Annotated in this window: 20 protein-coding genes and 2 tRNA genes; 12 read left to right on the top strand and 10 right to left on the bottom strand. The window is 63.2% G+C overall.

The window, feature by feature from the left end; all coding sequences use genetic code 11:
• Positions 1 to 11: 11 nt before the first annotated feature.
• From AC26AR_RS03185 to AC26AR_RS03175, 3 genes are all read right to left on the bottom strand, one after another.
• Positions 12 to 87, bottom strand: a tRNA-Asn gene (locus AC26AR_RS03185).
• Positions 88 to 261: 174 nt separating this feature from the next.
• Positions 262 to 338: transfer RNA gene (locus tag AC26AR_RS03180), tRNA-Met, on the bottom strand.
• Between the two features lie 87 nt (positions 339 to 425).
• On the bottom strand, positions 426 to 1,379 hold the full coding sequence (locus AC26AR_RS03175; RefSeq protein ID WP_488107537.1) for a choline ABC transporter substrate-binding protein: 954 nt from the start codon (positions 1,377 to 1,379) through the stop codon (positions 426 to 428).
• A gap of 494 nt (positions 1,380 to 1,873) precedes the next feature.
• On the opposite strand from AC26AR_RS03175, the gene betI reads away from it, so the two are divergent.
• The 3 genes from betI to betA all read left to right on the top strand — a co-directional run bounded on the left by betI (position 1,874) and on the right by betA (position 6,191).
• A complete protein-coding gene (gene betI / locus AC26AR_RS03170) occupies positions 1,874 to 2,536 on the top strand; it encodes a transcriptional regulator BetI (RefSeq protein WP_077371460.1) in 663 nt (220 codons plus the stop codon).
• Positions 2,537 to 2,623: 87 nt separating this feature from the next.
• Entirely contained in the window at positions 2,624 to 4,105 is a 1,482-nt protein-coding gene (betB, locus tag AC26AR_RS03165; RefSeq protein ID WP_084209252.1) for a betaine-aldehyde dehydrogenase, read from the top strand.
• Positions 4,106 to 4,475: 370 nt separating this feature from the next.
• Positions 4,476 to 6,191: a choline dehydrogenase gene (betA, locus tag AC26AR_RS03160; protein WP_136938359.1), complete on the top strand. Its 1,716-nt coding sequence runs from the start codon at positions 4,476 to 4,478 to the stop codon at positions 6,189 to 6,191.
• Positions 6,192 to 6,410: 219 nt separating this feature from the next.
• Here betA and AC26AR_RS03155 read toward each other — a convergent pair whose 3' ends face one another.
• Positions 6,411 to 6,659 carry a hypothetical protein gene (locus AC26AR_RS03155; protein ID WP_488107536.1) on the bottom strand — a complete coding sequence of 83 codons (249 nt, stop codon included), beginning with the start codon at positions 6,657 to 6,659 and terminating at the stop codon, positions 6,411 to 6,413.
• A 38-nt stretch (positions 6,660 to 6,697) separates the two neighbouring features.
• On the opposite strand from AC26AR_RS03155, the gene AC26AR_RS03150 reads away from it, so the two are divergent.
• Entirely contained in the window at positions 6,698 to 9,166 is a 2,469-nt protein-coding gene (locus AC26AR_RS03150) for an acyl-CoA dehydrogenase (protein WP_488107535.1), read from the top strand.
• Between the two features lie 125 nt (positions 9,167 to 9,291).
• Here the strand turns inward: AC26AR_RS03150 and AC26AR_RS03145 are convergent, their stop codons facing one another.
• The gene (locus AC26AR_RS03145) at positions 9,292 to 9,873 is read right to left on the bottom strand and encodes a hypothetical protein (RefSeq protein WP_488107534.1); all 582 of its coding nucleotides are present in this window, start codon (positions 9,871 to 9,873) and stop codon (positions 9,292 to 9,294) included.
• Between the two features lie 280 nt (positions 9,874 to 10,153).
• Between AC26AR_RS03145 and ugpB the strand changes: the two genes are divergently transcribed.
• From ugpB to AC26AR_RS03110, 7 genes are all read left to right on the top strand, one after another.
• A complete protein-coding gene (ugpB, locus tag AC26AR_RS03140; RefSeq protein WP_488107533.1) occupies positions 10,154 to 11,518 on the top strand; it encodes a sn-glycerol-3-phosphate ABC transporter substrate-binding protein UgpB in 1,365 nt (454 codons plus the stop codon).
• A gap of 191 nt (positions 11,519 to 11,709) precedes the next feature.
• Positions 11,710 to 12,585 carry a sn-glycerol-3-phosphate ABC transporter permease UgpA gene (ugpA, locus tag AC26AR_RS03135; RefSeq protein ID WP_077371440.1) on the top strand — a complete coding sequence of 292 codons (876 nt, stop codon included), beginning with the start codon at positions 11,710 to 11,712 and terminating at the stop codon, positions 12,583 to 12,585.
• A complete protein-coding gene (gene ugpE, locus AC26AR_RS03130) occupies positions 12,585 to 13,430 on the top strand; it encodes a sn-glycerol-3-phosphate ABC transporter permease UgpE (RefSeq protein ID WP_084209256.1) in 846 nt (281 codons plus the stop codon). The genes ugpA and ugpE overlap by 1 nt, the downstream gene beginning before the upstream one ends.
• 131 nt (positions 13,431 to 13,561) lie before the next feature.
• Positions 13,562 to 14,671 carry a sn-glycerol-3-phosphate import ATP-binding protein UgpC gene (locus AC26AR_RS03125; protein WP_488107532.1) on the top strand — a complete coding sequence of 370 codons (1,110 nt, stop codon included), beginning with the start codon at positions 13,562 to 13,564 and terminating at the stop codon, positions 14,669 to 14,671.
• A gap of 180 nt (positions 14,672 to 14,851) precedes the next feature.
• Positions 14,852 to 15,643 (top strand): glycerophosphoryl diester phosphodiesterase, encoded by a 792-nt coding sequence (locus AC26AR_RS03120; RefSeq protein ID WP_488107531.1) that lies wholly within the window; start codon positions 14,852 to 14,854, stop codon positions 15,641 to 15,643.
• 7 nt (positions 15,644 to 15,650) lie between these two features.
• Positions 15,651 to 16,436, top strand: coding sequence for a DeoR/GlpR family DNA-binding transcription regulator (locus AC26AR_RS03115; RefSeq protein ID WP_488107530.1), 786 nt, complete (start codon positions 15,651 to 15,653; stop codon positions 16,434 to 16,436).
• 55 nt (positions 16,437 to 16,491) lie between these two features.
• Positions 16,492 to 17,301 (top strand): HAD-IIB family hydrolase, encoded by an 810-nt coding sequence (locus AC26AR_RS03110; protein WP_084209799.1) that lies wholly within the window; start codon positions 16,492 to 16,494, stop codon positions 17,299 to 17,301.
• 175 nt (positions 17,302 to 17,476) lie between these two features.
• On the opposite strand, the gene trpC is transcribed toward AC26AR_RS03110, so the two are convergent.
• From trpC to AC26AR_RS03085, 5 genes are all read right to left on the bottom strand, one after another.
• The gene (gene trpC, locus AC26AR_RS03105; RefSeq protein ID WP_191236610.1) at positions 17,477 to 18,304 is read right to left on the bottom strand and encodes an indole-3-glycerol phosphate synthase TrpC; all 828 of its coding nucleotides are present in this window, start codon (positions 18,302 to 18,304) and stop codon (positions 17,477 to 17,479) included.
• Positions 18,304 to 19,350 (bottom strand): anthranilate phosphoribosyltransferase, encoded by a 1,047-nt coding sequence (gene trpD / locus AC26AR_RS03100; protein WP_084209260.1) that lies wholly within the window; start codon positions 19,348 to 19,350, stop codon positions 18,304 to 18,306. The genes trpC and trpD overlap by 1 nt, the downstream gene beginning before the upstream one ends.
• A 75-nt stretch (positions 19,351 to 19,425) precedes the next feature.
• Positions 19,426 to 20,061: an anthranilate synthase component II gene (locus AC26AR_RS03095; RefSeq protein ID WP_077371419.1), complete on the bottom strand. Its 636-nt coding sequence runs from the start codon at positions 20,059 to 20,061 to the stop codon at positions 19,426 to 19,428.
• 322 nt (positions 20,062 to 20,383) lie between these two features.
• Positions 20,384 to 21,871 (bottom strand): anthranilate synthase component I, encoded by a 1,488-nt coding sequence (gene trpE / locus AC26AR_RS03090; RefSeq protein ID WP_488107878.1) that lies wholly within the window; start codon positions 21,869 to 21,871, stop codon positions 20,384 to 20,386.
• Between the two features lie 107 nt (positions 21,872 to 21,978).
• A complete protein-coding gene (locus tag AC26AR_RS03085) occupies positions 21,979 to 22,626 on the bottom strand; it encodes a phosphoglycolate phosphatase (protein ID WP_077373077.1) in 648 nt (215 codons plus the stop codon).
• 466 nt (positions 22,627 to 23,092) lie between these two features.
• Between AC26AR_RS03085 and AC26AR_RS03080 the strand changes: the two genes are divergently transcribed.
• Positions 23,093 to 24,394, top strand: a complete 1,302-nt coding sequence (locus AC26AR_RS03080; RefSeq protein WP_077371416.1) for an NAD(P)/FAD-dependent oxidoreductase — start codon at positions 23,093 to 23,095, stop codon at positions 24,392 to 24,394.
• Positions 24,395 to 24,439 lie beyond the last annotated feature (45 nt).

Here is a 24,439-nt window from a genome sequence, read left to right as displayed (position 1 = left end):
GCGTGTGCTATTGGCTCCTCGAACAGGACTCGAACCTGTGACCCAATGATTAACAGTCATTTGCTCTACCAACTGAGCTATCGAGGAACAACCTTGAACACGCGACGAATTATACGGAAATACTCAATGGCGTCAACCACCTTCGGGCATTCAACCTGCCGCAGAACTCGCTCGATTCCTTCTGCCGAATCCACCTCCGAAAGCGCACATGGCGACATCCAGATGTGACAAGGCCCGCACGGATGCAGGCCTTGGAATCACTGGTGGCTACACCCTGATTTGAACAGGGGACCCCATCATTATGAGTGATGTGCTCTAACCAGCTGAGCTATGTAGCCACACGACGAGGCGTATATTGCAGGTCAGGCTGCTGAATTGCAAGCACTTTTTTTGCAATTGCCCGTCAAAGTGAGTCAGCGGGATGCTCAGATGCCCAGCGAGGCCTTGACGGCAGGCAGGCCAGGTTCTCCCTGGGTGGTCTCGACACCTTCAAGCCATGCCTCCAGCACGCTGGGGTTCTGCTTGAGCCAGTCTGCTGCTGCCTCGTCCGGATCGGCACCCTCATCCATGATCTCGCCCATGATCTGATTTTCCATCTCCAGGCTGAACTCGAGATTGGCCAGCAGCGCACCGACATTGGAACACGCCTCACTATATCCCGCGCGGGTATTGGTGTAGACCGTCGCTCCGCCCAGGTTCGGCCCGAAGTAGTCATCCGCGCCTTCCAGATATCCCATCTCGAAGCGAGTGTTCATGGGGTGCGGCTCCCAGCCGAGGAAGACGACCCACGCCTTGGCCGCGATCTTCGACTTCACTTCCGCCAGCATGCCGGCTTCGGAAGAATCGATCATCTCGAAGGCGCCCAGACCGAAGGCATCGTCATCGATCATGTCGGCGATGATCATGTTGCCATCATTGCCTGCCTCGATGCCGTAGATGCGCCCATCGAACTTCTCGAGGTTGTCGGCAAGATCCGCCACCGAGGTCACGCCGGCATCCAGCACGTACTGGGGCACCGCCAGGGTGTACTTGGCCCCTTGCAGATTCGCACGCGGTCGCTCTACCTGCCCCTTGTCGATATAGGGGTCACTGATGGAAGCCATCGACGGCATCCAGTTCCCCAGGAAGACATCGAAGTCATCGTTCTTCATGCCGGCATAGGCGATCGGCACGGAGATCGTGTCGGAGGTCGTCTCGTACCCCAAACCTTCCAGGACACTGCGCGTCAGCGCCGTGGTGGCAGTGATGTCCGTCCATCCCACCTCAGCGAAGCGCACCGTACTGCACTCCTCTGATACCTCGGCGTGCGCCTGGGGTGCCAGCAGCATCCCCATGGCCAGTCCCAGCGGCAATGCGGCAAAACCTGATGATGATTTCATGCTTGTCCCTTCTCTTTGTTATATGAGCAGTACATGTCCGTCAGTCACACGTGTCATTGATCCCCACCCGGCCCGGCGACAAGTGACAGCCCGCGGGAGGCGCCACTCATGACACGCTCTCATCACGACAAGCTCACATGCTGTCGTTGAGAAGCTGCCTGTCTCTGACGAGCTGCCGGGCCAGACGTACGAGGCACCTCGTGAGCACCTTCACAGCCCTTGCTAGGACGCCTTGTGCCCTCTGGCGTTCTCTATAGTTCTACCAAGCCTGGCTTTCAATAACCACGAATTATGCAACTTGACGCATCACCTTTCTGTCTCTACACTTTTTATTAATTGAACGTTCAATAAAACTCGAGTCACGACAAGATCGAGCCGAATCCCGATTGAACGCCGGATTCAGCAATGCGGTGACAACCGCGTATCCTTGGCGTCTACCAGTACCAAGATTACGCGAGTTTCACCGATACGCCACCTGACGGGAGAGCAAGCTGATGCCGAAAGTGGGAATGGAGCCCATTCGTCGCCGCCAATTGATTCTGGCCACCATGCAAGCCATCGATGAGGCAGGACTGGCCGACGCCACCGTTGCACGGATCGCACGGCATGCGGGCGTCTCCGCCGGCATCATCAGTCACTACTTCGGCGGCAAGGATGGCCTGATGGAGGCCACGATGCGCCAGATCCTCACCGACCTGCGCAGAGCCGTCAGTGAGCGACGCGCCGAGATCGCCTCGAACGACGTCCGTAGTCACCTGCATGCCGTGATCGATGGCAACTTCGATCGCAGCCAGGTCAGTCAGAGCGTCTCCAAGACCTGGCTGGCCTTCTGGGCCTCCAGCATGCATCGCACACCGCTGGAGCGCCTGCAGAAGGTCAATGACCGTCGTCTGGTCTCCAATCTGTCGGCCATCTTCCGTCGCGTGATGCCGCTGGTGGAGGCACGCGATGCGGCGGCAGGGCTCGCCGCCTTGATCGACGGCCTGTGGTTGCGTGGCGCGCTGGACCCCGAGGGACTGGACGTCGAGCGAGCCCGGCGTCTGGCCTATGAATATGTGGAATACCAGCTGGCGCAACACGCCGCTGACGTCTCCACGCCAGCAGCAGATGCACAAGCGTCTGACATGACGCACCCGGTGCCTGCCGAGCATGCCTGAGCGCAACAGCCTCTCCCGCTCGGACGCTTGAACCCACCGGTACTCTACGACTCTCCCCCTTTTCTGATCCCTGACAGGAGCGCAAGCATGGCCAACAGCAACGCAAGCTTCCCGACCCAGACCCTGTACATCAATGGTCGTCGCGTTGACGCGACCTCTGGCGAAACCTTCGAGACCGTCAACCCGGCCACCGGCGACGTCATCGCCCAGGTACAGCAGGCCAGCGGCGCGGACGTGGATGCCGCCGTCGAAAGCGCCCTGCAGGGCCAGAAGGTGTGGGCCGCGATGAGCGGCATGGAGCGTTCGCGCATCCTGCGTCGCGCCGTCGACCTTCTGCGCGAGCGCAATGACGAGCTGGCACTGCTCGAGACATTGGACACCGGCAAGCCGCTGTCCGAGACCGAAGTGGTCGACATCGTCACCGGTGCCGATGCACTGGAATACTATGCAGGCCTCGCGCCGGCCATCGAAGGCACCCAGGTGCCGCTGCGCCAGGAAGCCTTCGTCTACACCCGCAAGGAACCGCTGGGTGTCATCGGTGCCATCGGTGCCTGGAACTACCCGATCCAGATCGCCTGCTGGAAGTCTGCCCCGGCACTCGCCGCCGGCAACGCCATGGTCTTCAAGCCCAGCGAAGTCACGCCGCTGAGCGCACTGAAGCTTGCCGAGATCTTCACCGAAGCCGGCCTGCCGGACGGCGTGTTCAACGTCGTGCAGGGCGATGCCCGCGTCGGCGTGATGCTCACAGAGCACCCGGATATCGCCAAGATCTCCTTCACCGGCGAAGCCGGCACCGGCAAGAAGGTCATGTCCGCGTCCGCCTCTTCCAGCCTCAAGGAAGTCACCATGGAGCTGGGCGGCAAGTCCCCGCTGCTGGTGTTTGCGGATTCCGACCTCGACCGTGCTGCCGACGGCGCCATGATGGCCAACTTCTACAGCTCCGGTCAGGTGTGCACCAACGGCACCCGCGTCTTCGTCGAAGCCAGCGTCAAGGACGCCTTCGAGGCCAAGATCGTCGAGCGCGTCGCACGTATCAAGGCCGGTGACCCGCAGGATCACGCCACCACCTTCGGTCCGCTGGTCAGCTTCGAGCACCTGGAAAAGGTCGTCTCCTACCTGGAGATCGCCAAGCAGGACGGCGCACGTCTGCTGGTTGGCGGCGAGCGCATGAGCGAAGGCGACTTCGCCAAGGGCGCCTGGGTCGCGCCGACCGTCTACACCGACTGCAGCGATGACATGCGCATCGTGCAGGAAGAGATCTTCGGTCCGGTGATGTCCATCCTGTCCTTCGACAGCGAAGAGGAAGTCATCCGCCGCGCCAACGACACCACCTATGGCCTGGCGGCTGGCCTGTTCACCGAGAGCCTGAACCGCGCGCACCGCGTGATCCACCAGCTCGAAGCCGGTATCTGCTGGGTCAACACCTGGGGCGAGTCCCCGTCCGAGATGCCGGTCGGCGGCTACAAGCAGTCAGGCATCGGTCGCGAGAATGGTGTCGAGACGCTGTCCCACTACACTCAGACCAAGTCCGTGCTGATCGAGATGGGGCCGTTCGAGTCCGCCTTCTGAGCCACCAGAGGCCATGAGGCCTGAATCGACGACAGCAGCATCGTCTGGCGCAGGATGCGGGATCAGGACACTTGATCCACTGATCCGCTGCAGTGAGTTGATGCACTGAAGATAGCGCCAGATGCCCCACCCGCCGGCATGACGACCCCTCGTCGTGCCGGCCAGCACGCCACGCCACTCATGACTTCGGCGCTGGCAGTGCACGAATCCCGACGAGTCGCTGACAGTGATGGCATACCACTTGCCATGCGCTGCCCCGACGGCTCCTCACAGACACATCACCGTATCCATCCGCCCGGCAGTGGCCACCCCTCGTCGTCGACGGGGCGTCCTGCGCCCGCATGTGGCATCTGATACGAAAGGAGATTTCATGAGCCAATTCGAGCGTGAATACGACTACGTCATCATCGGTGCCGGCAGCGCCGGCAACGTGCTGGCCACTCGCCTCAGTGAAGACGCTGACGTCAGTGTCCTGCTGCTGGAAGCGGGCGGCCGTGACCACCGCTTCGATTTCCGTACCCAGATGCCTGCCGCACTGGCGTATCCCCTGCAGGGCCAGCGCTACAACTGGGACTTCAAGACCGACCCCGAGCCGCACATGAACAATCGCCGCATGGAATGTGGCCGCGGCAAGGGGCTGGGAGGCTCCTCGTTGATCAATGGCATGTGCTACATCCGTGGCAATGCGCTGGATTACGACAACTGGGCCAAGGATCCCATCCTGGCTGACTGGAACTATCGTGAGTGCCTGCCCTACTTCCGCAAGTGCGAGACGCGCGATATCGGCCCGAACGACTACCACGGCGGCGATGGGCCGGTCTCGGTCACGACTCCCAAGGAAGGCAACAACGAGCTCTATCACGCCTTCATCGCGGCAGGCATCGAGGCGGGCTATCCGGCCACCGAAGACGTCAACGGCTATCAGCAGGAAGGCTTCGGCCCGATGGATCGCTTCGTGACCAAGGAAGGCCGTCGCGCCTCCACCGCCCGCGGCTATCTGGATACCGCCAAGAAGCGCGCCAACGTGACCATCGAGACGCGTGCCACCACCGATGTCATCCTGTTCGAGGGCAAGACAGCGGTCGGCGTGAAATATGAGCGCAAGGGGCAGGACCACCGCGTACGTGCACGCAAGGAAGTGCTGCTGTGTGCCGGCGCCATCGCCTCGCCGCAGATCCTTCAGCGCTCCGGCGTAGGCAACCGTGAGCACCTCGAGCCGCTGGGCGTGAAGATGGTGCACCACCTGCCGGGTGTGGGGGAGAACCTGCAGGATCACCTCGAGCTCTACATCCAGTACGAGTGCACCAAGCCGATCTCGCTCTACCCGTCCCTCAAGTGGTACAACCAGCCGCCCATCGGCCTGGAGTGGATGCTCAAGGGGACCGGTGTGGGTGCCAGCAACCAGTTCGAGGCTGCCGGCTTCATTCGCAGCGATGCCAACGAGGCCTGGCCGAACCTGCAGTATCACTTCCTGCCGATCGCGATCAGCTACAACGGCAAGAGTGCGGTGCAGGGCCACGGCTTCCAGGCACATGTCGGTTCCATGCGCTCCCAGAGCAAGGGCCGTGTCCGACTGACCTCACTGGACCCCAAGGCCGCGCCCTCGATCTTCTTCAACTACATGGCCGAGGAGCGTGACTGGGAAGAGTTCCGCGCCGCCATTCGCCTGACTCGCGAGATCATCGCTCAGCCGGCACTGGACGATTACCGTGGCCGCGAACTGGCGCCGGGCGCTGATGTCCAGACGGACGAGCAGCTCGACGAATACGTACGCAATCATGCCGAGACGGCCTACCACCCGTGCGGCAGCTGTCGCATGGGCAGTGACGAGACCTCCGTGGTCGATGGCGCCGGTCGCGTGCATGGTCTCGACAACCTGCGCGTCGTGGACGCCTCGCTGTTCCCGGTCATCCCCACCGGCAACCTGAACGCACCGACGATCATGCTGGCGGAGAAGATGGCCGACAAGATTCGGGGCCGTGCTCCGCTGCCACCGTCCGACGCCGACTACTTCGTGGTCGAGCCGGGCACACCGGCCAAGCAGCCCGCCAAGCGCCAGATCGATTCCGCGCCGATCAACGGCTGATCCCGCGCGATCAACGTAAGCCTCCGTTATGCTGACGGCAGGCATGGAAGCACCATCGATCGTTCGAGGCCCCGCACTGCGGGGCCTTTTTTATGTCTGGCATGTCTCGATTCCAGACCATCACTTCCGTCGTGGCAGCCCACCTCCCCGTTTCTCCCCGCCCGCATCGCATCATCCCGCCCGCATCGCTTCATCCCGCCCGCACCGCCTCATCCCGTCTCATGGCATCAGCAGCTCCGATGACGTCCCGACCGGGGCCAGTGCCTCTCCCTGTATCCAAGGCCCCTTTCGCTGCCCATACGCCTTGCACAGCCACCATTGCTTTCCCCGCGACGCCCCTTCCATCGCTTCACCTTTCATACCTTCGACCTTGGGTGGACTGGCGGAGTGAGTCGAGTTGGGATAGGCTGACAATAATTCAAACAACTGTTCTAAACGCATGGCTGCTATGCTGAAGAGGAAGGCCATTCGCTAGAGCTCCTGCAACGCAACCTGGAGATCCTGCCATGACGCAGCTCATCCTCATCCTCGTCGCCCTTGCCGGTCTACTGACCGTCATGGCACGTGAATCCGGTGCACTGGCCGCCATCGGCGTGCTGGTGGTCACCGGCCTCATCGGCCTGGGCATCGACGCCCCGGTGCTTGGTGTTCTGCTGTTGATCAGCGCGGCACTGGTCGCCGTCTGCGGCCTGCCGGCGCTGCGCACCAAGTGGCTCAGCCCGCGGCTGTTCGCGATGTTCAAGAAGGTGTCGCCCAAGGTCTCGGCGACCGAGAAGGTAGCCCTGGAAGCCGGTACCGTGTTCTGGGACGCCGAATTGTTCTCCGGCAAGCCGCAATGGGACACCCTGACCGCACAGCGCAATGAGGGCATCTCCAGCGAGGAGCAGGCCTTCATCGATACGCAGTGCTCCATCGCCTGTGGCATGACCAACAGCTGGGAAATCGCCCGCGAGCGTGCGGATCTTCCCGAGGAACTGTGGGAATTTCTCAAGCGCGAGAAGTTCTTCGGCATGATCATTCCCAAGCAGTACGGCGGCCTCGGCTTCTCGGCCAAGGCGCAGTCACTGGTACTGCAGAAGCTGGCGGTCAACGAGACGCTGATGGTCACCGTCGGCGTGCCCAACTCCCTCGGCCCGGGTGAGCTGCTGCTCAAGTACGGCAGCGAGGAACAGAAGGATTATTACCTGCCGCGCCTGGCGGATGGCCGCGAGATCCCCTGCTTCGGCCTGACCGGCCCGCGTGCCGGCAGTGACGCGACCTCCATTCCGGACACCGGTATCGTGTGTCGCGGCATGCATGACGGCGAGGAAGTCGTCGGTATCCGCCTCAACTTCGAGAAGCGCTGGATCACCCTGGCGCCGGTCGCCACCGTGGTCGGCCTGGCCTTCCGCATGTTCGACCCCGAGCACCTGCTGGGGGACGTGGAAGACATCGGCATCACCTGCGCCCTGATTCCGCGTGATACCGACGGCATGGACATCGGCCGTCGCCATCACCCGATCGGCGCGCCGTTCATGAATGGTCCGATCTTCGGCAAGGACGTCTTCATCCCGCTCAGCTACCTGATCGGTGGCGAGCAGATGGCCGGCCAGGGCTGGAAGATGCTGGTCGAGTGTCTGTCGGTGGGCCGCTGCATCACCCTGCCGTCCGGCTCCGCGGGCATCTCTCGCTACGCACTGGGCTGGAGCGCCGGTTTCGCGCGCATTCGCCGCCAGTTCAACCTGCCGGTGGCCGAGATGGAAGGCGTGCAGGAGCCGCTGGCTCGCATGGCCGCGATGAACTACATCAGCCAGGCCGCCGTACTGCATACCGCCAACATGATCGACAACGGCCACAAGCCGGCCGTGCCCTCCGCCATCCTCAAGAGTCAGCTGACCGAGATGGCCCGCACGCTGCTGACCGATGGCATGGATATCCACGGCGGACGCGGCGTGACGCTCGGCCCGCGCAACTACATCGGCGTGGCATATGCCGGCACCCCGGTCTCGATCACGGTGGAAGGCGCCAACATCATGACCCGCAACCTGATGATCTTCGGTCAGGGGGCCATCCGCTGCCATCCGTACGTGCTGGAAGAGCTGGCCGCCAAGGATGCCGATGACCTGAACGCCTTCGACAAGGCCTTCTTCCGCCATGCAGGCCTCATCTTCGGCAACGCGGCCCGCGCCTTCAGCCAGAGCTTCGGCATCGGCGGCAAGACCACCGGCTTCGACGCCGTTGCCACGCCCTATGCCAACCACATCAATCGCTTCAGCGCCGCCTTCTCGCTGTCCGCCGATGCGGCCATGGCCAGCCTCGGCTCCAGCCTCAAGGCACGCGAGATGCTGTCGGCTCGTCTGGGTGACGTGCTCTCCAACCTCTACCTGGCGTCCCTGACGCTCAAGCAGTGGCACGAATCGGACGCCTGTGAGCACGAGGAAGCGCTGTTCCACTACAGCATGCAATGGTTGCTGCATCGCACCGAGAAGGCACTCGACGAACTGCTCGCCAACCTGCCCAACCGTGCCCTGGCCACGACATTGCGCGTCGTCACGCTGCCGCGTGGTCGTCAGTTCGCCATGCCCAGGGACAGCCTGACCCGCGAGATCGCACGTGCCGTCTCCACCGACAGTGCACTGCGTACCAAGCTGACCGACAACACCTGGGACGCTCAGGACGAAGGCCAGAAGGACAATGCCCTCGCCCGCTACAACGCGCTGCTCAAGGATTACCCGCGTGCGGAGCCGATCTACAAGACGCTGGCCAAGGCCTATCACAAGGGCGAGATCCCGGCCGACGCCCTGTCACCGGAAGCGCGCATCGAAGCGGCGGTCGAGGCCGGTATCCTGTCCGCTGAGGATGGCGACTTCATGCGCGTCTTCGAAACCGAGGTACTCGACATGCTGACCGTCGACCACTTCGATTTCGATGCCTTCGTGCGCAAGCCGATGGCAAGCGACGGCACAGCCTCCAACCCACAGCAGGACGCCGCCTGATCACCGGCCGACGCCCGCGTGATCGATGCAAGACCTGATTGCTGATCGCAGAACCACAAAGGCCCCGCTCAGTGAGCGGGGCCTTTTTATTGGCAGGAGGCGCCATGCTTCGCGTCATCTCGATCTCAGATATGACGCGCGAAGTGCTCGAGATCACGCACGAAGGCGTTCTTGTAGGTCTCGAAGTCCTTCGGGCGCGCCTTGAAGGTGCGCTTGATGCGCTCGCGATCCAGACGCAGCGGCTCGTCCAGCGCCGCGAGAGTGCCGACACGCGCCGCCGGATTCATGCCGACCAGCTCACGCGGGCGATCGCCTTCGGCCTCCAGCCAGTCGTTGATCCCGGCGCGACGCAGCACGCTGACCAGCGAGCCGTCGGTGAGACGCACCTGCAGACGACCATGATCCGCCAGCTGTGACACCAGCGCGATGCCGTGGTCATGGCCACGATGGACCGGCGGCGTCGCCCACAGGGCAAGATTCAGCCCGCGCGCATTCTCGTCGAGCACCAACAGGGCGGCGGAGTGGATGCGCTCGGCATCGTCCACCAGCGCGAACAGGCGAGCGGTCTCGTTCTCGAACCAGACACCTCGGACACCGGCATAGCTCACCAGCGCATCCAGCCCCCCCTCGCGGCCATGCACTTCGGCACACAGCATCGCCAGACACGCATCGCGCCGGGCACCGGCACTCACTTCCACCACTTTCATCGCATTCTCCGCCACAGGCATTTTCAGCGCGCAAGACTAGCACACTCGCCGGATGATCGCCTGATCCACCGCGCCCCGTGCAGGGCCGACGGTGGTTACCCGCACATGAACATCCAACCGTCATAAAGTTGTAAGGAAAGCCTTCTAGAGTCGTCTACGCTTTTCGGACGATCATCATAAGAACAAAAAGATGTTCGCTTGATCGTTCGCCATCGATCGACAGCAGTCAGCCTGCGCGACTCCCACAAGGCTGACCAGGGACCCTCTCAGGAGCTCGACCATGCGCCGCCCTACCCATCACGCAATGCTCAACACCCGTGGCACCCGTCATCTTGCCAGCCTCGCGCTGGCAGTCGGTTTCGCGACCGCTTCCGCCAGTGCCTTGGCCGCCACCGAAGTCGAGTGGTGGCACGCCATGGGGGGCGGACTTGGCAAGAAGGTCGACGAGATCGCGGCCGACTTCAATGCAAGTCAGGATGAATTCGTCGTCAAGCCGGTCTTCAAGGGCAACTACTCCGAGACCATGACGTCCGCCATTGCCGCCTTCCGGGCCGGCAAGGGCCCGGACATCGTGCAGATCTTCGAGGTCGGCACCGCCACCATGATGAGCGCCAAGGGTGCCATCATGCCGGTCCATCAGCTGATGGCGGACTATGCACCGTCAGAAGGCGCGAGTTTCGATCCGAAGGCCTACCTGTCTTCCGTCACCGGCTACTACACCGACACCGAAGGCAAGATGCTGTCAATGCCGTTCAACTCCTCCACCCCGGTCACCTATTACAACAAGGACATGCTGGCCAAGGCCGGTGTCGAATCCGTGCCGGCCACCTGGCAGGAGCTGGGTGATGCCCTCAAGAAGGTCGTCGATTCCGGCGCGGGCAGCTGTGGCCTGACGACCACCTGGCCGTCCTGGGTGATGCTGGAGAACTTCTCGGCACGCAATGACGTGCCCTTCGCCAGTAAGGCCAATGGCTTCGCCGGCACCGATACCCGCCTTGAATTCAACAAGACCGCCGTGGTCGACCACATCCAGCGCCTCGACGACTGGCAGGCCGACAAGCGCTTCGTGTTCGGCGGTCGCTTCGATGACGCGGCGCCGAAGTTCTACTCCGGTGAGTGCGCGATGATGATGGGCTCCTCCGCCAGCTATGCCGGCGTCAAGGAAAGCGCCAAGGGCTTCGAGTTCGGCGTGGCACCGCTGCCCTACGACAGCGACGCGATCGAGACGCCGCAGAACTCCATCATCGGCGGCGCGTCACTGTGGGTGCTGTCCGGCCACAGCGATGAGGAATACCAGGGCGTCGCCAAGTTCTTCCAGTACCTCTCCAGGCCCGAAGTCCAGGCCGACTGGCACCAGTTCACCGGCTACCTGCCGATCACCACCGCCGCGGCAGAGCTGACACGTGAGCAGGGCTTCTACGCCGAGAATCCGGGCACTGACGTCGCCATCACCCAGATGACCTCCGTGACCCCGACCGAGAACTCCAAGGGCCTGCGTCTGGGCAACATGGTGCAGATACGTGACGTGATCAACGAAGAGCTCGAGAAGATCTTCGCTGGCAAGGAAAGCGTGCAGGACGGTCTCGATCAGGCTGTCGAGCGCGGCAACAAGCTGCTGGAGAAGTTCGAGCGCGCCAACGGCTGAACACCGCCACACCATGGTGGGCCGCTTGGGCGGCCCACCATGCCTGGATGCCAGAGAGCGGAAAGCGCACCCGATACCGGTGCCCTTTCCCTTCTCTCCCGGCTTGATGGCGCATGGTTGGCCGAATCCGCGCCGACCATGCGCACACGACTGACGTGATCAGTCCCTCTTCCTTGCGAGACCTCTGCTGCATGGCCCATTTCAATCGACATCCCTTCACGCCGTGGATCCTGCTGGCCCCCCAGCTGATCATCGTCGGCGTGTTTTTCTTCTGGCCGGCCCTCCAGGCCATCGAACAGGCTTTCTATATCGAGGATGCCTTCGGGCTTTCACGTGAATTTGCCGGACTTGCCAACTTCCTCGCGGTCCTCGGCGAAGCCGAATATCTGGAGACCCTGTGGACGACGGTCTACTTCTCGTTTGCCGTCGCCTTCGGCGCCATGGCACTCGCCCTTGGGCTGGCCGTGCTGGCAGACCGCGTGCTGCGTGGCGCCAGCACCTACAAGACCTTCCTCATCTGGCCCTATGCCGTCGCGCCTGCCGTGGCCGGCGTCCTGTGGCTGTTCCTGTTCGACCCGACGCTCGGCATCCTGCCGGAACTGCTGTCCGCCATCGGCATCGACTGGAATCACAACCTCAACGGCAACCAGGCCATGCTGCTGGTGGTACTGGCCTCGATCTGGAAACAGATGAGCTACAACTTCGTGTTCTTCCTCGCAGGTCTCCAGGCGATCCCCAAGAGCCTGCTGGAAGCGGCCGCCATGGATCGCGCCGGCCCCTGGCGACGTTTCTGGACCATCACCTTCCCGCTGCTCTCCCCGACCAGTTTCTTTCTGCTGGTGATGAACGTGGTCTACGCCTTCTTCGAGACCTTCGGCACCATCGATGCCACCACCTCGGGTGGTCCGGGCGGCTCGACGCGCACCCTGGTCTACAAGGTGTATGAAGACGGTTTCGTCGGTCAGGATCTGGGGTCGAGTGCCGCCCAGTCGGTGTTGTTGATGGTCATCGTCGGTGTGCTGACGCTGATCCAGTTCAAGTATGTCGAGAAGAAGGTGCAGTACTGATGCGCTACAACCGTCCCGGGCTTGATATCGCAAGCCATGCGCTCTTGATCGTCGGCTGCGCGCTGTTCTTCCTGCCGGTGTGGATCGCCTTCAGCGCCAGCACCCACGAGATGGGCGACCTCTACTCCAACGTCGCCCCCGTCTGGATAGGCGAGGCAGGATTCGACAACTACCGCCACCTGCTGGAAGACCCCGTCAGCAGTCTCGGCGCCGACGTGATGACCTTGCTGTTCAATTCGATGCTGATGGCACTGGGCATCGCCATCGGTAAGATCATCATCTCGGTACTGGCGGCCTATGCGATCGTGTTCTTCGAGTTCCGCTTCCGCAAGCTGTGCTTCTGGCTGATCTTCATCACCCTGATGTTGCCGGTGGAGGTGCGCATTCTGCCGACCTTCAAGGTGGTGGCCGACCTCAACATGCTGGACAGCTATGCAGGCCTGATCCTGCCGCTGATCGCCAGCGCCACCGCGACCTTCCTGCTGCGCCAGTTCTATCTGACCATCCCGGCGGAACTGGTCGAGGCGGCACGCATCGATGGCGCCGGGCCGTGGCGCTTCCTCAAGGACATCCTGCTGCCGCTGTCGAAGACCAACATCGCGGCACTGTTCGTGATCATGTTCATCTACGGCTGGAATCAGTACCTGTGGCCGCTGCTGATCACCACGGATGCCGACTACCTGACCATCGTCGTCAGCCTCAAGCGCATGCTGACCACCGGCGACGGCCTGGTGCCGTGGCAGGACGTCACCGCCACCACGCTGCTGGCCATGGGGCCGCCGGTGCTGGTGATCCTGTTCATGCAGCGCTACTTCATCAAGGGGCTGGTGGACAGCGAGAAGTGACCTCCTCTCGCCCCGGCACCTCGTGATTCGCGCCCCTTTTACCTGACGCCTTGCGCCCGGCCACCTGATTCCGTTCCGCCGTGATGGGCCGCTCTCACGCCTGTCACGGCACCGCTTTGGATATTCATCTCATGGCAACACTGACACTCAAGCAGCTCAAGAAGCAGTACCCCAATGGCTACCAGGCCCTGCACGGCATCGACCTGGAGTTCGGTGAGGGCGAGCTGATCGTCATCGTCGGCCCTTCCGGGTGCGGCAAGTCCACCCTGCTGCGCACCCTGGCGGGGCTCGAGGATATCTCCGAAGGCGATCTGGAGATCAACGGCAAGCGCGTCAATGACCTGGAGCCCGCCGAGCGCGATATCGCGATGGTGTTCCAGAACTATGCGCTCTACCCGCACATGAGCGTGTTCGACAACATGGCCTACGGCCTCAGGAACCGTCGCACGCCCAAGGACGAGATCCAGCGTCGCGTCAGCGAGGCCGCCGAACTGCTGGGTCTGACCGAACTGCTCGATCGTCGTCCCAAGCAGCTCTCCGGCGGTCAGCGTCAGCGTGTCGCCATGGGGCGCGCCATCGTGCGCAAGCCGCAGGTATTCCTGTTCGATGAGCCACTCTCGAATCTCGATGCCAAGCTGCGCGTGCAGATGCGCCTCGAGATCCGCCGCCTGCAGAAGCGCCTCAAGGTCACCTCCGTCTATGTCACCCATGACCAGACCGAGGCCATGACCCTGGCAGACCGCCTGGTGGTGATGAATGGCGGCCACGTCGAACAGTTCGGCACGCCGATGGCGCTCTATGACCGACCCGCCAGCCAGTTCGTCGCCGGCTTCATCGGCTCGCCAGCCATGAACTTCCTGAGCGCCACCCGCACGGAGGCAGGCCTCTCGCTGCCCTGCGGCGCGCGCCTGGCATTGCGACCGGCGGCCAGGGACCTCGAGGCGACTCCCATGGACGTCGCACTGACGTTGGGCATCCGCCCGGAACATCTCGAGGTTCTGCAGCCGGACAGCCCGCTGCCACCGGGTGCCGCGGAGCTTGTGGCCCGCATCGAGCTGGTCGAGCCACTGGGCGCGGACACCCTGGCGTACTGCCGACTGGACGGCCAGGCGGAGCCGCTGGTGGTGAGACTGGACGGCGAGCATGCCGTCGCCGAGGAGCAATGCCTGCGCCTGGCCATTCCGCCTGCACGCGCGCATCTGTTCGGTGCGGATGGCAAGCGCCTGACAACTCACGAGTGATGGAGCACCTGGCCTGCGCACGAGCCGCCACAGCGAAACCTGGAGCGGAACCTGTCGCGAAAGGCACATGCACACAAAAGTGATTGCCCCCGTAGCGTCATCATCGGATGGTAACAAGGACACGCCGGGTGCTCGTCCTGACGCGTCGAGCCTGACACCATCCACCAACGAGGTTCATCGATGTCATCATCTTTCTCCCACGGCACATCGCTTGCATTGCCAATGGCCATCGCTCACCGCGGGTTGTCCGCCTATGCGCCGGAAAACACGCTCAGCGCCATCCGCGCCGCCCATGAGGCCGGCCACCAATGGGTGGAGCTGGATGTCCAGCTGCTCAAGGATGGCACTCCTGTCATCTGGCACGATGCCAGCGTCAATCGTTGCTCCGATGGGCGTGGGCGGCTGAGAAACCTGGATCTGGCAGCGGCCCGGGCGCTGGATGTAGGCAGCTGGTTCAGTGCCCGCTTTGCCGGGGAACGCATGGCGACACTCGAGGAAGCCCTGGCATTGATCGCCTCGCTGGGCATGGGGCTCAATCTCGAGCTCAAGCTGAGTCCGGGGCACGACACTCGAGCACTGGTCGAGAAAGTCGTGCCCCTGGCGGTCGAGGCGCTGCCCGTCGGGCGGCTGATTCTCTCGTCATTCGACCCGCAAGCCCTGCGCATGAGCCGGGAACGTGACGGCAAGGTGCTGATCGGGCTGCTCTACGACGCCATTCCCGACGACTGGGAGGCATTGGCCGAGGACGTGCAGGCAGTCACCGTACATGCGGACTGGCGTGCACTGACACGTGTCGCGGCAAGTCGCGTCACGGCCACCCAGCGCAAGCTGCTCTGCTACACGCCCAACGATGCCGCGGCCTTCTCCCCTCGCTGGGCCTGGGGGGTCAGTGCCGTCATCAGCGATGACCCCGGTATCTTCTCCGAGCAGGACCTTGCGCAATCTCCCTGTACCGAACGCACCTTGTCGTGAGATCGCCATGAGCCAGTCACTGGAGACATTGAGCCCGCGCCAGCTGCGCATTCTCGAGCGCCTGGTGCGGGACGGCCAGTTGAGCGTCGAGCCGCTGGCCGTGGACTTCGAGGTCACACCGCAGACCATACGCCGCGATCTCGGCGTGCTGTGTGATCTCGGACTGGCGCGACGACGTCATGGCGGCATCGAACGTCCGCTGGGTGGACACAATCTGGGCCACACCCAGCGCAGCATGCTGGCGAGACCGGCCAAGCAGGCCATGGCGGCCCAGGTCGTCGCCGAGATACCCGATGGCGCCTCGCTGGCACTGGGAATCGGCACCAGCGTGGTGGCTGTCGCCGAGGCACTGATCGCCCGGCGCGGCCTGCGCGTGATCACCAACAACCTGCAGGTGGCACAAGCGCTTTCCAGCCACCCGGATGTCAGCGTGCAGCTTGCCGAGGGCCAGCTTCGCTCTCGGGATCTCGATGTGGTCGGCAGCGCCACCGTGGCCTTCTTCACCCGACATCAGGTGGACATCGCCGTGCTGGGATGTGGCGGGCTGGATGCCGAGGGGCTGCTGGATTTCGACCCTGAAGAGGCCGCCGTCAGCCGCGCCCTGCTCAGGCATGCCAGACGCCGCATCCTGGTCACCGATGCCAGCAAGTGGGGGCGGGCCGCCATGTGCCGGATAGGCCCGCTCACCGATATCGATCTGCTGATCACCGACAGCCCCCCACACGCCAGCGAGCACCAGATGGCGTTGACCGAGGCGGAGGCTCACTCACTGCAGGTGATGTACCGCCAATGAATCATTCAGCTCCCGCCCCTGTGGCCCACCGCTCACGAGGATGATCGGAATCACCATGCAAGCCTTCGCTCACTGCCCAGCCACCACCCTGTCCGGCATTCGCTACCTGCTGACCGACATCGATGACACCCTCACCCGGGAAGGGCGACTCGATGCCTCGACATTGGCGGCACTCGAGCGTCTGGAAGCAGCCGGCATCAAGGTCATTCCGGTCACGGGCGGCTGTGCCGGCTGGTGCGATCATATCGCCAGGGCCTGGCCAGTGGCCGCCGTGATCGGGGAGAACGGCGCCTTCGCCTTTCAGCGCCAGGGGCAGCGGATACTCACGACCTGGTGGGAGGACGAAGCACGTCTGCGCGCGCGTCAACGCCATGTGATGACGGTGGCGCGCCAGCTGCTGCTCAACCACCCCCAGGCCGCACTGGCCCAGGACCAGCCCTTCCGCTACGCGGATGTCGCGGTGGACCACTGTCAGGCCGTCAGCCCGCTGTCGCAGGCACAGATCCACGCCATCATCGCCGGCTTCACGGCCGCCGGCATTCAGGCGCGTGCCAGCTCCATCCATATCAATGCCTGGCAGGGTGACTTCGACAAGGCACGCATGGCCGTGCGTGTCCTGACCGAGACCTTCGGACTGGACCGCATGCAACTGGAACAGGAGGTGATGTACGTCGGCGATGCCCCCAATGACGCGCCGATGTTCGCTACCTTCCGGCATACCGTGGGCGTCGCCAATATCCTCAAGCATCGTGCAGCGCTGGGCTGGGAGCCCGCCTGGCTGACCCGCCACGGTCATGGCGCCGGGGTCGAGGAAATCGCCGATGCCCTGCTCGGGTCACATGCGGCCATCGACAGCGGACACTGAGACTGCCGAGCGGCTGCACTTGTCGTACTGAGCCTGCCAGACCGAGCCCTTCGAGCTGAGCCCGTCGAACTGAGCTCACCAAGCTTGACCTGACGACATGAAAAAGCCCGCCTCGGCATTCCGAGACGGGCTTTTGTTATCTTAAAGATAACAATATCAACAAAGAACAGACTATCTACTGTGGAAAGAACAGCCCACGCAAGCCTTCACCCGGGTCTTCGAAGCGCATGAAGGCCTCGCCCACCAGGAAGCCGTGGACACCACGGTCACGCATCTTCGCCACATCCTCACGGGTATGGATACCTGATTCGGTCACGACGCGCACTCCCGATGGCATGTCGGTCAACAGGTCCAGCGTCGTCTCCAGTGAGGTCTCGAAGCTACGCAGATCACGGTTGTTGATTCCGACCAGCTCGATCCCCAGCGCCAGCGCACGCTTGAGCTCCTCGCCATCATGCACCTCGACCAGCACATCCATGCCCAGCTCTCGCGCCTGATCATGCAGAGCACTCAGGCGTGCATCGTCCAGTGCCGCGACGATCAGCAGAATGCAGTCGGCACCGATGGCACGCGCCTCGAGCACCTGATAGGGATGAATGATGAAGTCCTTGCGGATCACCGGGATCGAGACGGCGTCGCGCGCCTCGATCATGAAGTCCTCATGCCCCTGGAAGAAGTCGGCATCGGTCAGCACCGACAGGCAGGCAGCGCCGGCCTGCTCATATGCCACGGCGATCTCGGCCGGCGCGAAGTCTTCACGGATCACGCCCTTGGAGGGAGAGGCCTTCTTCACCTCGGCGATGATGGCCGGCTCACCGCGATCGATACGAGATGTCAGCGCCTTGATGAAACCACGCGGCGCGCTCTGCTTCTCGATCAGCGTCTGAAGATCCGCCTCGCCCACCGCCGCACTGCGCTCGGCGATCTCCTCTTCCTTGCGCGCCAGAATTCTGGCCAGGATGGTCGGCAGCGCCTTGTCAGTCGTCTGTTGCTCGGTACTCATCAGCGGGTCGCTCCTTCATCATTGACCTGGGCGTAGACACGGGTGAAATCGGCAAGCTCCTTCATCTTCTCGAAGGGCAGCTTGCTGGCCTGCACGTCCTCGGCAATATTGACGCCTTCCTTGAGACTGTCCGCGATACCGGCCACGTACAGGGCCGCACCGGCATTGAGCGCCACGATATCGCTGGCCGGCCCCTCGTCTCCGCGCAGCGCCTGCTGCACCAGCTTCAAGCTGTCGGCAGACGTCGCGACTGCCAGCGAATCCAGCGACTGGCGCGCGATACCAAAGTCTTCCGGCGCGATGCGGTATTCGCGGATCTCGCCATCCTTGAGCTCATTGACCAGGGTCGGCGCCGCCAGCGAGATCTCGTCCAGACCGTCATCGCTGTGCACCACCAGCACATGCTCGGCCCCGAGACGCTTGAGCACCTCGGCCATCAGCGGCACCAGCGCGGGGTCATACACGCCGAGCACCTGACGGGTAGCGCCAGCCGGATTGGTCAGCGGACCCAGGATGTTGAACATGGTGCGCACCCCCATCTCGCGACGCGGTCCGATCACGTGCTTCATGGCAGCATGATGATTGGGCGCGAACATGAAGCCGACCCCGATATCATCGATGCAGCGCGCGACCTGTTCGGCATTCAGCGCCAGATGGATGCCGGCCGATTCGAGCAGATCCGCACTGCCGGACGACGAGGAGACACTGCGGTTGCCATGCTTGGCCACATGCCCACCGGCGGCGGCCACCACGAAGCTGGCCGCAGTGGAGACATTGAACAGATTGGCCCCATCTCCGCCGGTACCCACGATGTCCACCGCATCGGTGGCGCGCACCGTGACTCGCGTCATCAATTCACGCATCACCTGCGCGGCAGCGGCCAGCTCATCGACCGTCTCGCCTTTCATCGACAGGGCCATCAACAGTGCCCCTATCTGCGCCTGGGTTGCCTCGCCGGTCATGATGGCCGTCATGACCGCATGAGTGTCGTCGTAGCTCAGGTGCTGGCGGCGCATCACGGCGCCAATCGCCTCACGCATCTGCATGTTGTGTCTCCGCAGACGCCAGCCTCGGCGGCTGACGCATGAAAATGAAATATGACTCTTGCGATCTGCATCCGCTCAAGCGGCTTTCTCGACCTCGCCGCGACGCAGGAAGTTAGCCAGAAGCTCATGACCCTGCAATGTGAGGATCGACTCGGGGTGGAACTGCACACCCTCGACATCCAGCTCGCGGTGACGCAGTCCCATGATCAGCTGCGGGGTGACATCGTCGTCTCCCGTCCAGCTGGTGACGACAAGACACTCAGGCAGGCTGTCGCGCTCGACGACCAGCGAGTGATAACGCGTGACTTCCAGCGGCTCGGCCAACGCGGCGAAGACGCCACTGTTGTCGTGATGGACGGCGGAGGTCTTGCCATGCATCACCTGAGGGGCACGCACCACCTTGCCACCGTAGACCTGACCGATGGCCTGATGGCCGAGACAGACCCCCAGGATCGGCAGCTTGCCGGCAAAGTGACGGATGACGTCCAGGGTAATCCCGGCCTCATTGGGCGTGCACGGCCCCGGCCCCAGCACCAGATGCGTGGCACCGAGCGCCTCGATCTGCTCGAGCGTGATGGCGTCATTGCGCACGGTCAGCACTTCGGCCCCAAGCTCGCTCAGATACTGGACGATGTTGTAGGTGAAGCTGTCAAAGTTGTCGATCATCAGCACGCGTGGCGCGCTGGCGTCCTGCGAAGTGAATGCCTGCATGGTCAGTGTCCATTCTCGGGAGCGGATCCGTGCCGTGATTCACCGGCCTGCCCGCCCTCCTTTGGTGTCGTTCCCGCCGTCCAGCAACAAAAATGCCGCCCTGGTCGGCGGCATTCTTCTGGTCGTACGTCCTCGAACTTCAGACATGCGAAAGCCGCCCCGTTGTCAGGAGCGCCACCACTGCTGGTTGAGGTCGTGCGGGTTACGTAGCGTCATGGGTCAATAGTGCGTTGAGCCGTTGGGAGTGTCAATCACATGCGACATTGCAGGGAGCGGCCCCGCAAGGCCGCCGGGCCACTCCCTGGCGTGCATGGCGCGGCAATCAGTCCAGGTTGTCCAGGCCACGCTCCGCCATCGCCACGGCACGGAACAGTGCGCGCCCCTTGTTGAGGGTCTCGTCCCACTCGGACTGCGGGACGGAATCCGCGACTACCCCGGCACCGGCCTGGACGTGAAGCACCTGATCCTTGAGCACGGCGGTACGGATCGCGATCGCGGTATCCATGTTGCCGTGCCAGGAGAGATAGCCCACCGCACCCGAGTAGATGCCACGCTTGACCGGCTCCAGCTCGTCGATGATCTCCATGGCGCGAATCTTCGGCGCGCCGGACAGCGTGCCCGCCGGGAAGGTGGCACGCAGCACGTCCATCGGCCCCAGCCCTTCCTTCAGCTTGCCGGTGACGTTGGAGACGATGTGCATGACGTGGGAGTAGCGTTCCACCACCATCTGGTCCGTCACCTTGACGCTACCGGTCTGACTGATGCGCCCGGCATCGTTGCGGCCCAGGTCGATCAGCATCAGATGCTCGGCGATTTCCTTGGGGTCCGAGAGCAGATCCTTCTCGAGCGCCAGATCCTCCTCTTCGTTGGCACCGCGTACGCGCGTCCCGGCAATGGGACGCACCGCGACTTCGCCATCCTCGAGACGCGAGAGAATCTCGGGCGACGAACCGATGACGTGATGGTCATCCAGATTGAAGAAGAACATGTACGGCGAGGGATTCAGACTGCGCAGCGCACGATAGAGATCCAACGGCGCGGCACGGTAGGGAATCGACATGCGCTGGGACGGCACGCACTGCATGACATCACCGGCCAGCACGTATTCCTTGATCTTCTCGACCGCGCCCTTGAAGCCTTCCTCGGTGAAGCCGGAAGTGAAATCGGTCTCCTGGACCGGATCACCGCCGGTGCCGGGGCTGACGGTATTCAGCGTGGCGCTGCGCAGCTGGATCTCGAGGCGCTCGAGACGCTCACAGGCTGCCTCGAAGGCATTGGGTGTCTCGGGGTCGGCATGGGTCAGCAACGTCAGGCGGCCAGAGAGATTGTCGAAGATCACCAGCTCGTCGGCCACCATCAACAGGATATCCGGCACGCCCAGCGGGTCCGGCTTCTCGACGCCCCGCAGGCGCGGTTCGATGTAGCGCACGGTGTCATAGCCGAAGTAGCCGACCAGCCCGCCATTGAAGCGCGGTGCGCCCTCGATGACCGGCACCCGGAAGCGCGTCTGGAACTGCTCGATCCACTCGAGCGGATCTTCCACCTCGGTCATGCCGGTCTGCTCGCCATTGACCAGATGCGCCACGACCTGACCACGCACCTCGATGCGCTCACGGCACGGCAAGCCGATGATCGAATAGCGCCCCCACTTCTCGCCGCCCTGCACGGACTCCAGCAGGAAGGTCCACGGCATGTCAGCCAGCTTGAGATAGGTGGACAGCGGTGTGTCGAGGTCCGCCAGCACGTCACGAGTAACGGGAATGCGGTTGTAGCCTGCCTCGGCCAGTTCAGCGAAGTGTTGTGGGGTCATCATGACCTGCAGTTCCTTCCACGGAGGGGGCGTTGCCGGTACGCGACCGGCTTGTCTGGCGTCAGTCTATCATCGCGTGCCGGTGGCGGCAGCGCTGTCTGGCAGGCTCAGCCTGCGACGACCAGCTCGGCCAGGGACTCGACGATGTGATCCGGATGACTGCGCGCGATCGGCTCACCGTGGTTGTAGCCGTAGGGCACCGCCAGCGTCCGGAAACCGGCGGCGCGACCTGCCGCGATATCGTGACGTGAATCCCCGACCATCAACGCCTCCCGCGGCGCGACCCCCAGGCGCTCGGCCGCGAACAGCAACGGCGCGGGGTCCGGCTTGCGCGTCGGCAGACTGTCGCCGCCCAACGCCAGCGCGAAGTGTTCCGCCAGCGAGAAATGCGAGAGCAGCGGTTCGATGAAGGTTTCCGGCTTGTTGGTGATCAGCACCACGACCACACCGGCCTGATGCAACCCCTCCAGACAGTCACGCGCACCAGGATATAGCCGTGTACGCGAGCTGGGGTCCGCGGCGTAATGCGCCAGGAAGCACTGATGCGCGCGCTCGACCCGCGTCAGATCATCCGTCGCCAGACCATGCGCCTCAAGCGCTCGCTCCACCAGCACCCGCGCGCCATTGCCGACGAAGTCGCGCACGCGGTCTTCCCCGAGTGCCGACAAGCCTTCATCGACCAGCATCCTGTCGATCGCGTTGGCAAGATCCGGCACCGAGTCGATCAAGGTGCCATCCAGATCGAAGGCCACCATCTTGATGCCCCGCAATGCCGGATGCGCCAGCCCGTGATCGAGGCTCTGTACCTGCTCGGGTCGGGGCCCGAGAGCGTCCCCGCCACGCGCGGTATCGCAGGGCGTGGAAGTGGAATGAGACGCGGTCTGGACAGACGCCTCGTCGGAAGTCTGCATTACCGTCTTTTCGCTCACCTGGCCTCCTGAGATCACTCGCTGAATCCGGCTGTCACGGGACGAGAATCGTCCGCCATTCATCCACGCAACGCATGGTTTCATCTGTTTTGTTGGAAAAATCCGTAAAAAAATTACATTCCTTCACCCTGCCACTATTAGCACGCCAGCGGTCACGTTACCATAGCGCCATTCAGTCGACCGTCCCTCCGGGTGTGGCGCCAGTGACAACGAAAAAACGCGCAACCCGACGCTCCGGCGACAGCCAGTTTCTGCTTGTCCTTTTCGATCTTGTCACTCTCAGGAGCTCTCCATGGCTATTCCCCGCATCGTGGTTGTCGGCGGTGGCGCCGGCGGTCTGGAACTTGTCACCAAGCTTGGCCACAAGCTGGGTCGCAAGAAGAAAGCCGAAATCATCCTCATCGATCGCAATTCCACGCATATCTGGAAGCCTCTGCTGCACGAAGTGGCCACCGGCGTGCTGGATTCCGGTCTTGATGAGGTGTCCTACCAGGGCCACTCCAAGGCCCACGGCTACAAGTTCCAACGCGGGACTCTCGAAAGCCTGGAGCGCGAAGAGAAGCAGCTGACACTGGCGGCCATCCACGATGCCAACGGCACCGTACTGCTGCCCTCGCGCACCCTGAGCTATGACTATCTGGTGCTGTCGCTGGGCAGCGTGTCCAACGACTTCGGTACCCAGGGCGTCGCCGAGCACTGTCACTTCCTGGACAGCCCGCAGCAGGCCGAGAAGTTCCGTCGCGACATGCTCGACACCTTCCTGCGCTTCAGCGCCAATGGCGACAAGTGTGAGCGCCAGCAGCTCAACGTCGCCATCATCGGCGCCGGCGCGACCGGGGTCGAACTGTCCGCCGAGCTGTTCGATGCCTCAAAGATGCTGCACAGCTATGGCTTCTCCTCGCTGGAGGATCGTCAGGTCAAGGTGCATCTGATCGAGGCCGCTCCCCGCATCCTGCCGGCCCTGCCGGAGCGCATCGGCAAGCCGGTCGCCAAGGAGCTGACCCGGCTCGGTGTGGACATCCACACTGACACCCGCGTGACCTGTGCCGACGAACGCGGCATCACCACGGCCGATGGCACCCTGATCGAGGCGGATCTGAGCGTATGGGCCGCCGGTATCCGGGCGCCGTCCTTCCTGTCGGAGCTGGGCCTGTCCACCGAGCGCAACCACCAGGTCAAGGTCCACCAGACCATGCAGAGCATCGACGATGACGCCATCTTCGCGCTCGGCGATTGCGCCAGCTGCCCGCAGCCGGATGACAAGCGCGTGCCGCCACGCGCCCAGGCCGCTCACCAGCAGGCCAGTCTGATGGTCAAGAATCTGCGTGCGGCAATGGACAACAAGCCGCTGAAGGAATTCGTGTTCAAGGACCATGGCTCGCTGATCTCGCTGGCGCACTTCGATGCCGTCGGCTCGCTGATGCGCGGCGCCTCCGCGCGCTCGTTGTTCATCGAAGGCCGCCTGGCCAAGTTCTTCTACGCCTCGCTGTATCGCATGCACCAGATGGCGATCCACGGCGTGATCAAGACCGGCATGACCGTCATCGTGGATGGCCTGAATCGCTACCTGCGTCCGAAGATGAAGCTGCACTGATCACCCGCTCAGAACGAAAAACGCCCCCGACGGTCTCCGTCGGGG

It is taken from the genome of Cobetia sp. PS-4MA (assembly GCF_057670765.1).
Note: the sequence above shows the minus strand (reverse complement) of the source record. Positions and strands in the feature narration are given on the sequence as shown.

Coding starts and splice junctions, on each gene's coding strand:
- AC26AR_RS03175 (WP_488107537.1), bottom strand. CDS start 1,379: ATGAAATCATCATCAGGTTTTGCCGCATTGCCGCTGGGACTGGCCATG.
- betI (WP_077371460.1), top strand. CDS start 1,874: ATGCCGAAAGTGGGAATGGAGCCCATTCGTCGCCGCCAATTGATTCTG.
- betB (WP_084209252.1), top strand. CDS start 2,624: ATGGCCAACAGCAACGCAAGCTTCCCGACCCAGACCCTGTACATCAAT.
- betA (WP_136938359.1), top strand. CDS start 4,476: ATGAGCCAATTCGAGCGTGAATACGACTACGTCATCATCGGTGCCGGC.
- AC26AR_RS03155 (WP_488107536.1), bottom strand. CDS start 6,659: ATGGCCTTCCTCTTCAGCATAGCAGCCATGCGTTTAGAACAGTTGTTT.
- AC26AR_RS03150 (WP_488107535.1), top strand. CDS start 6,698: ATGACGCAGCTCATCCTCATCCTCGTCGCCCTTGCCGGTCTACTGACC.
- AC26AR_RS03145 (WP_488107534.1), bottom strand. CDS start 9,873: ATGAAAGTGGTGGAAGTGAGTGCCGGTGCCCGGCGCGATGCGTGTCTG.
- ugpB (WP_488107533.1), top strand. CDS start 10,154: ATGCGCCGCCCTACCCATCACGCAATGCTCAACACCCGTGGCACCCGT.
- ugpA (WP_077371440.1), top strand. CDS start 11,710: ATGGCCCATTTCAATCGACATCCCTTCACGCCGTGGATCCTGCTGGCC.
- ugpE (WP_084209256.1), top strand. CDS start 12,585: ATGCGCTACAACCGTCCCGGGCTTGATATCGCAAGCCATGCGCTCTTG.
- AC26AR_RS03125 (WP_488107532.1), top strand. CDS start 13,562: ATGGCAACACTGACACTCAAGCAGCTCAAGAAGCAGTACCCCAATGGC.
- AC26AR_RS03120 (WP_488107531.1), top strand. CDS start 14,852: ATGTCATCATCTTTCTCCCACGGCACATCGCTTGCATTGCCAATGGCC.
- AC26AR_RS03115 (WP_488107530.1), top strand. CDS start 15,651: ATGAGCCAGTCACTGGAGACATTGAGCCCGCGCCAGCTGCGCATTCTC.
- AC26AR_RS03110 (WP_084209799.1), top strand. CDS start 16,492: ATGCAAGCCTTCGCTCACTGCCCAGCCACCACCCTGTCCGGCATTCGC.
- trpC (WP_191236610.1), bottom strand. CDS start 18,304: ATGAGTACCGAGCAACAGACGACTGACAAGGCGCTGCCGACCATCCTG.
- trpD (WP_084209260.1), bottom strand. CDS start 19,350: ATGCAGATGCGTGAGGCGATTGGCGCCGTGATGCGCCGCCAGCACCTG.
- AC26AR_RS03095 (WP_077371419.1), bottom strand. CDS start 20,061: ATGCAGGCATTCACTTCGCAGGACGCCAGCGCGCCACGCGTGCTGATG.
- trpE (WP_488107878.1), bottom strand. CDS start 21,871: ATGACCCCACAACACTTCGCTGAACTGGCCGAGGCAGGCTACAACCGC.
- AC26AR_RS03085 (WP_077373077.1), bottom strand. CDS start 22,626: ATGGTGGCCTTCGATCTGGATGGCACCTTGATCGACTCGGTGCCGGAT.
- AC26AR_RS03080 (WP_077371416.1), top strand. CDS start 23,093: ATGGCTATTCCCCGCATCGTGGTTGTCGGCGGTGGCGCCGGCGGTCTG.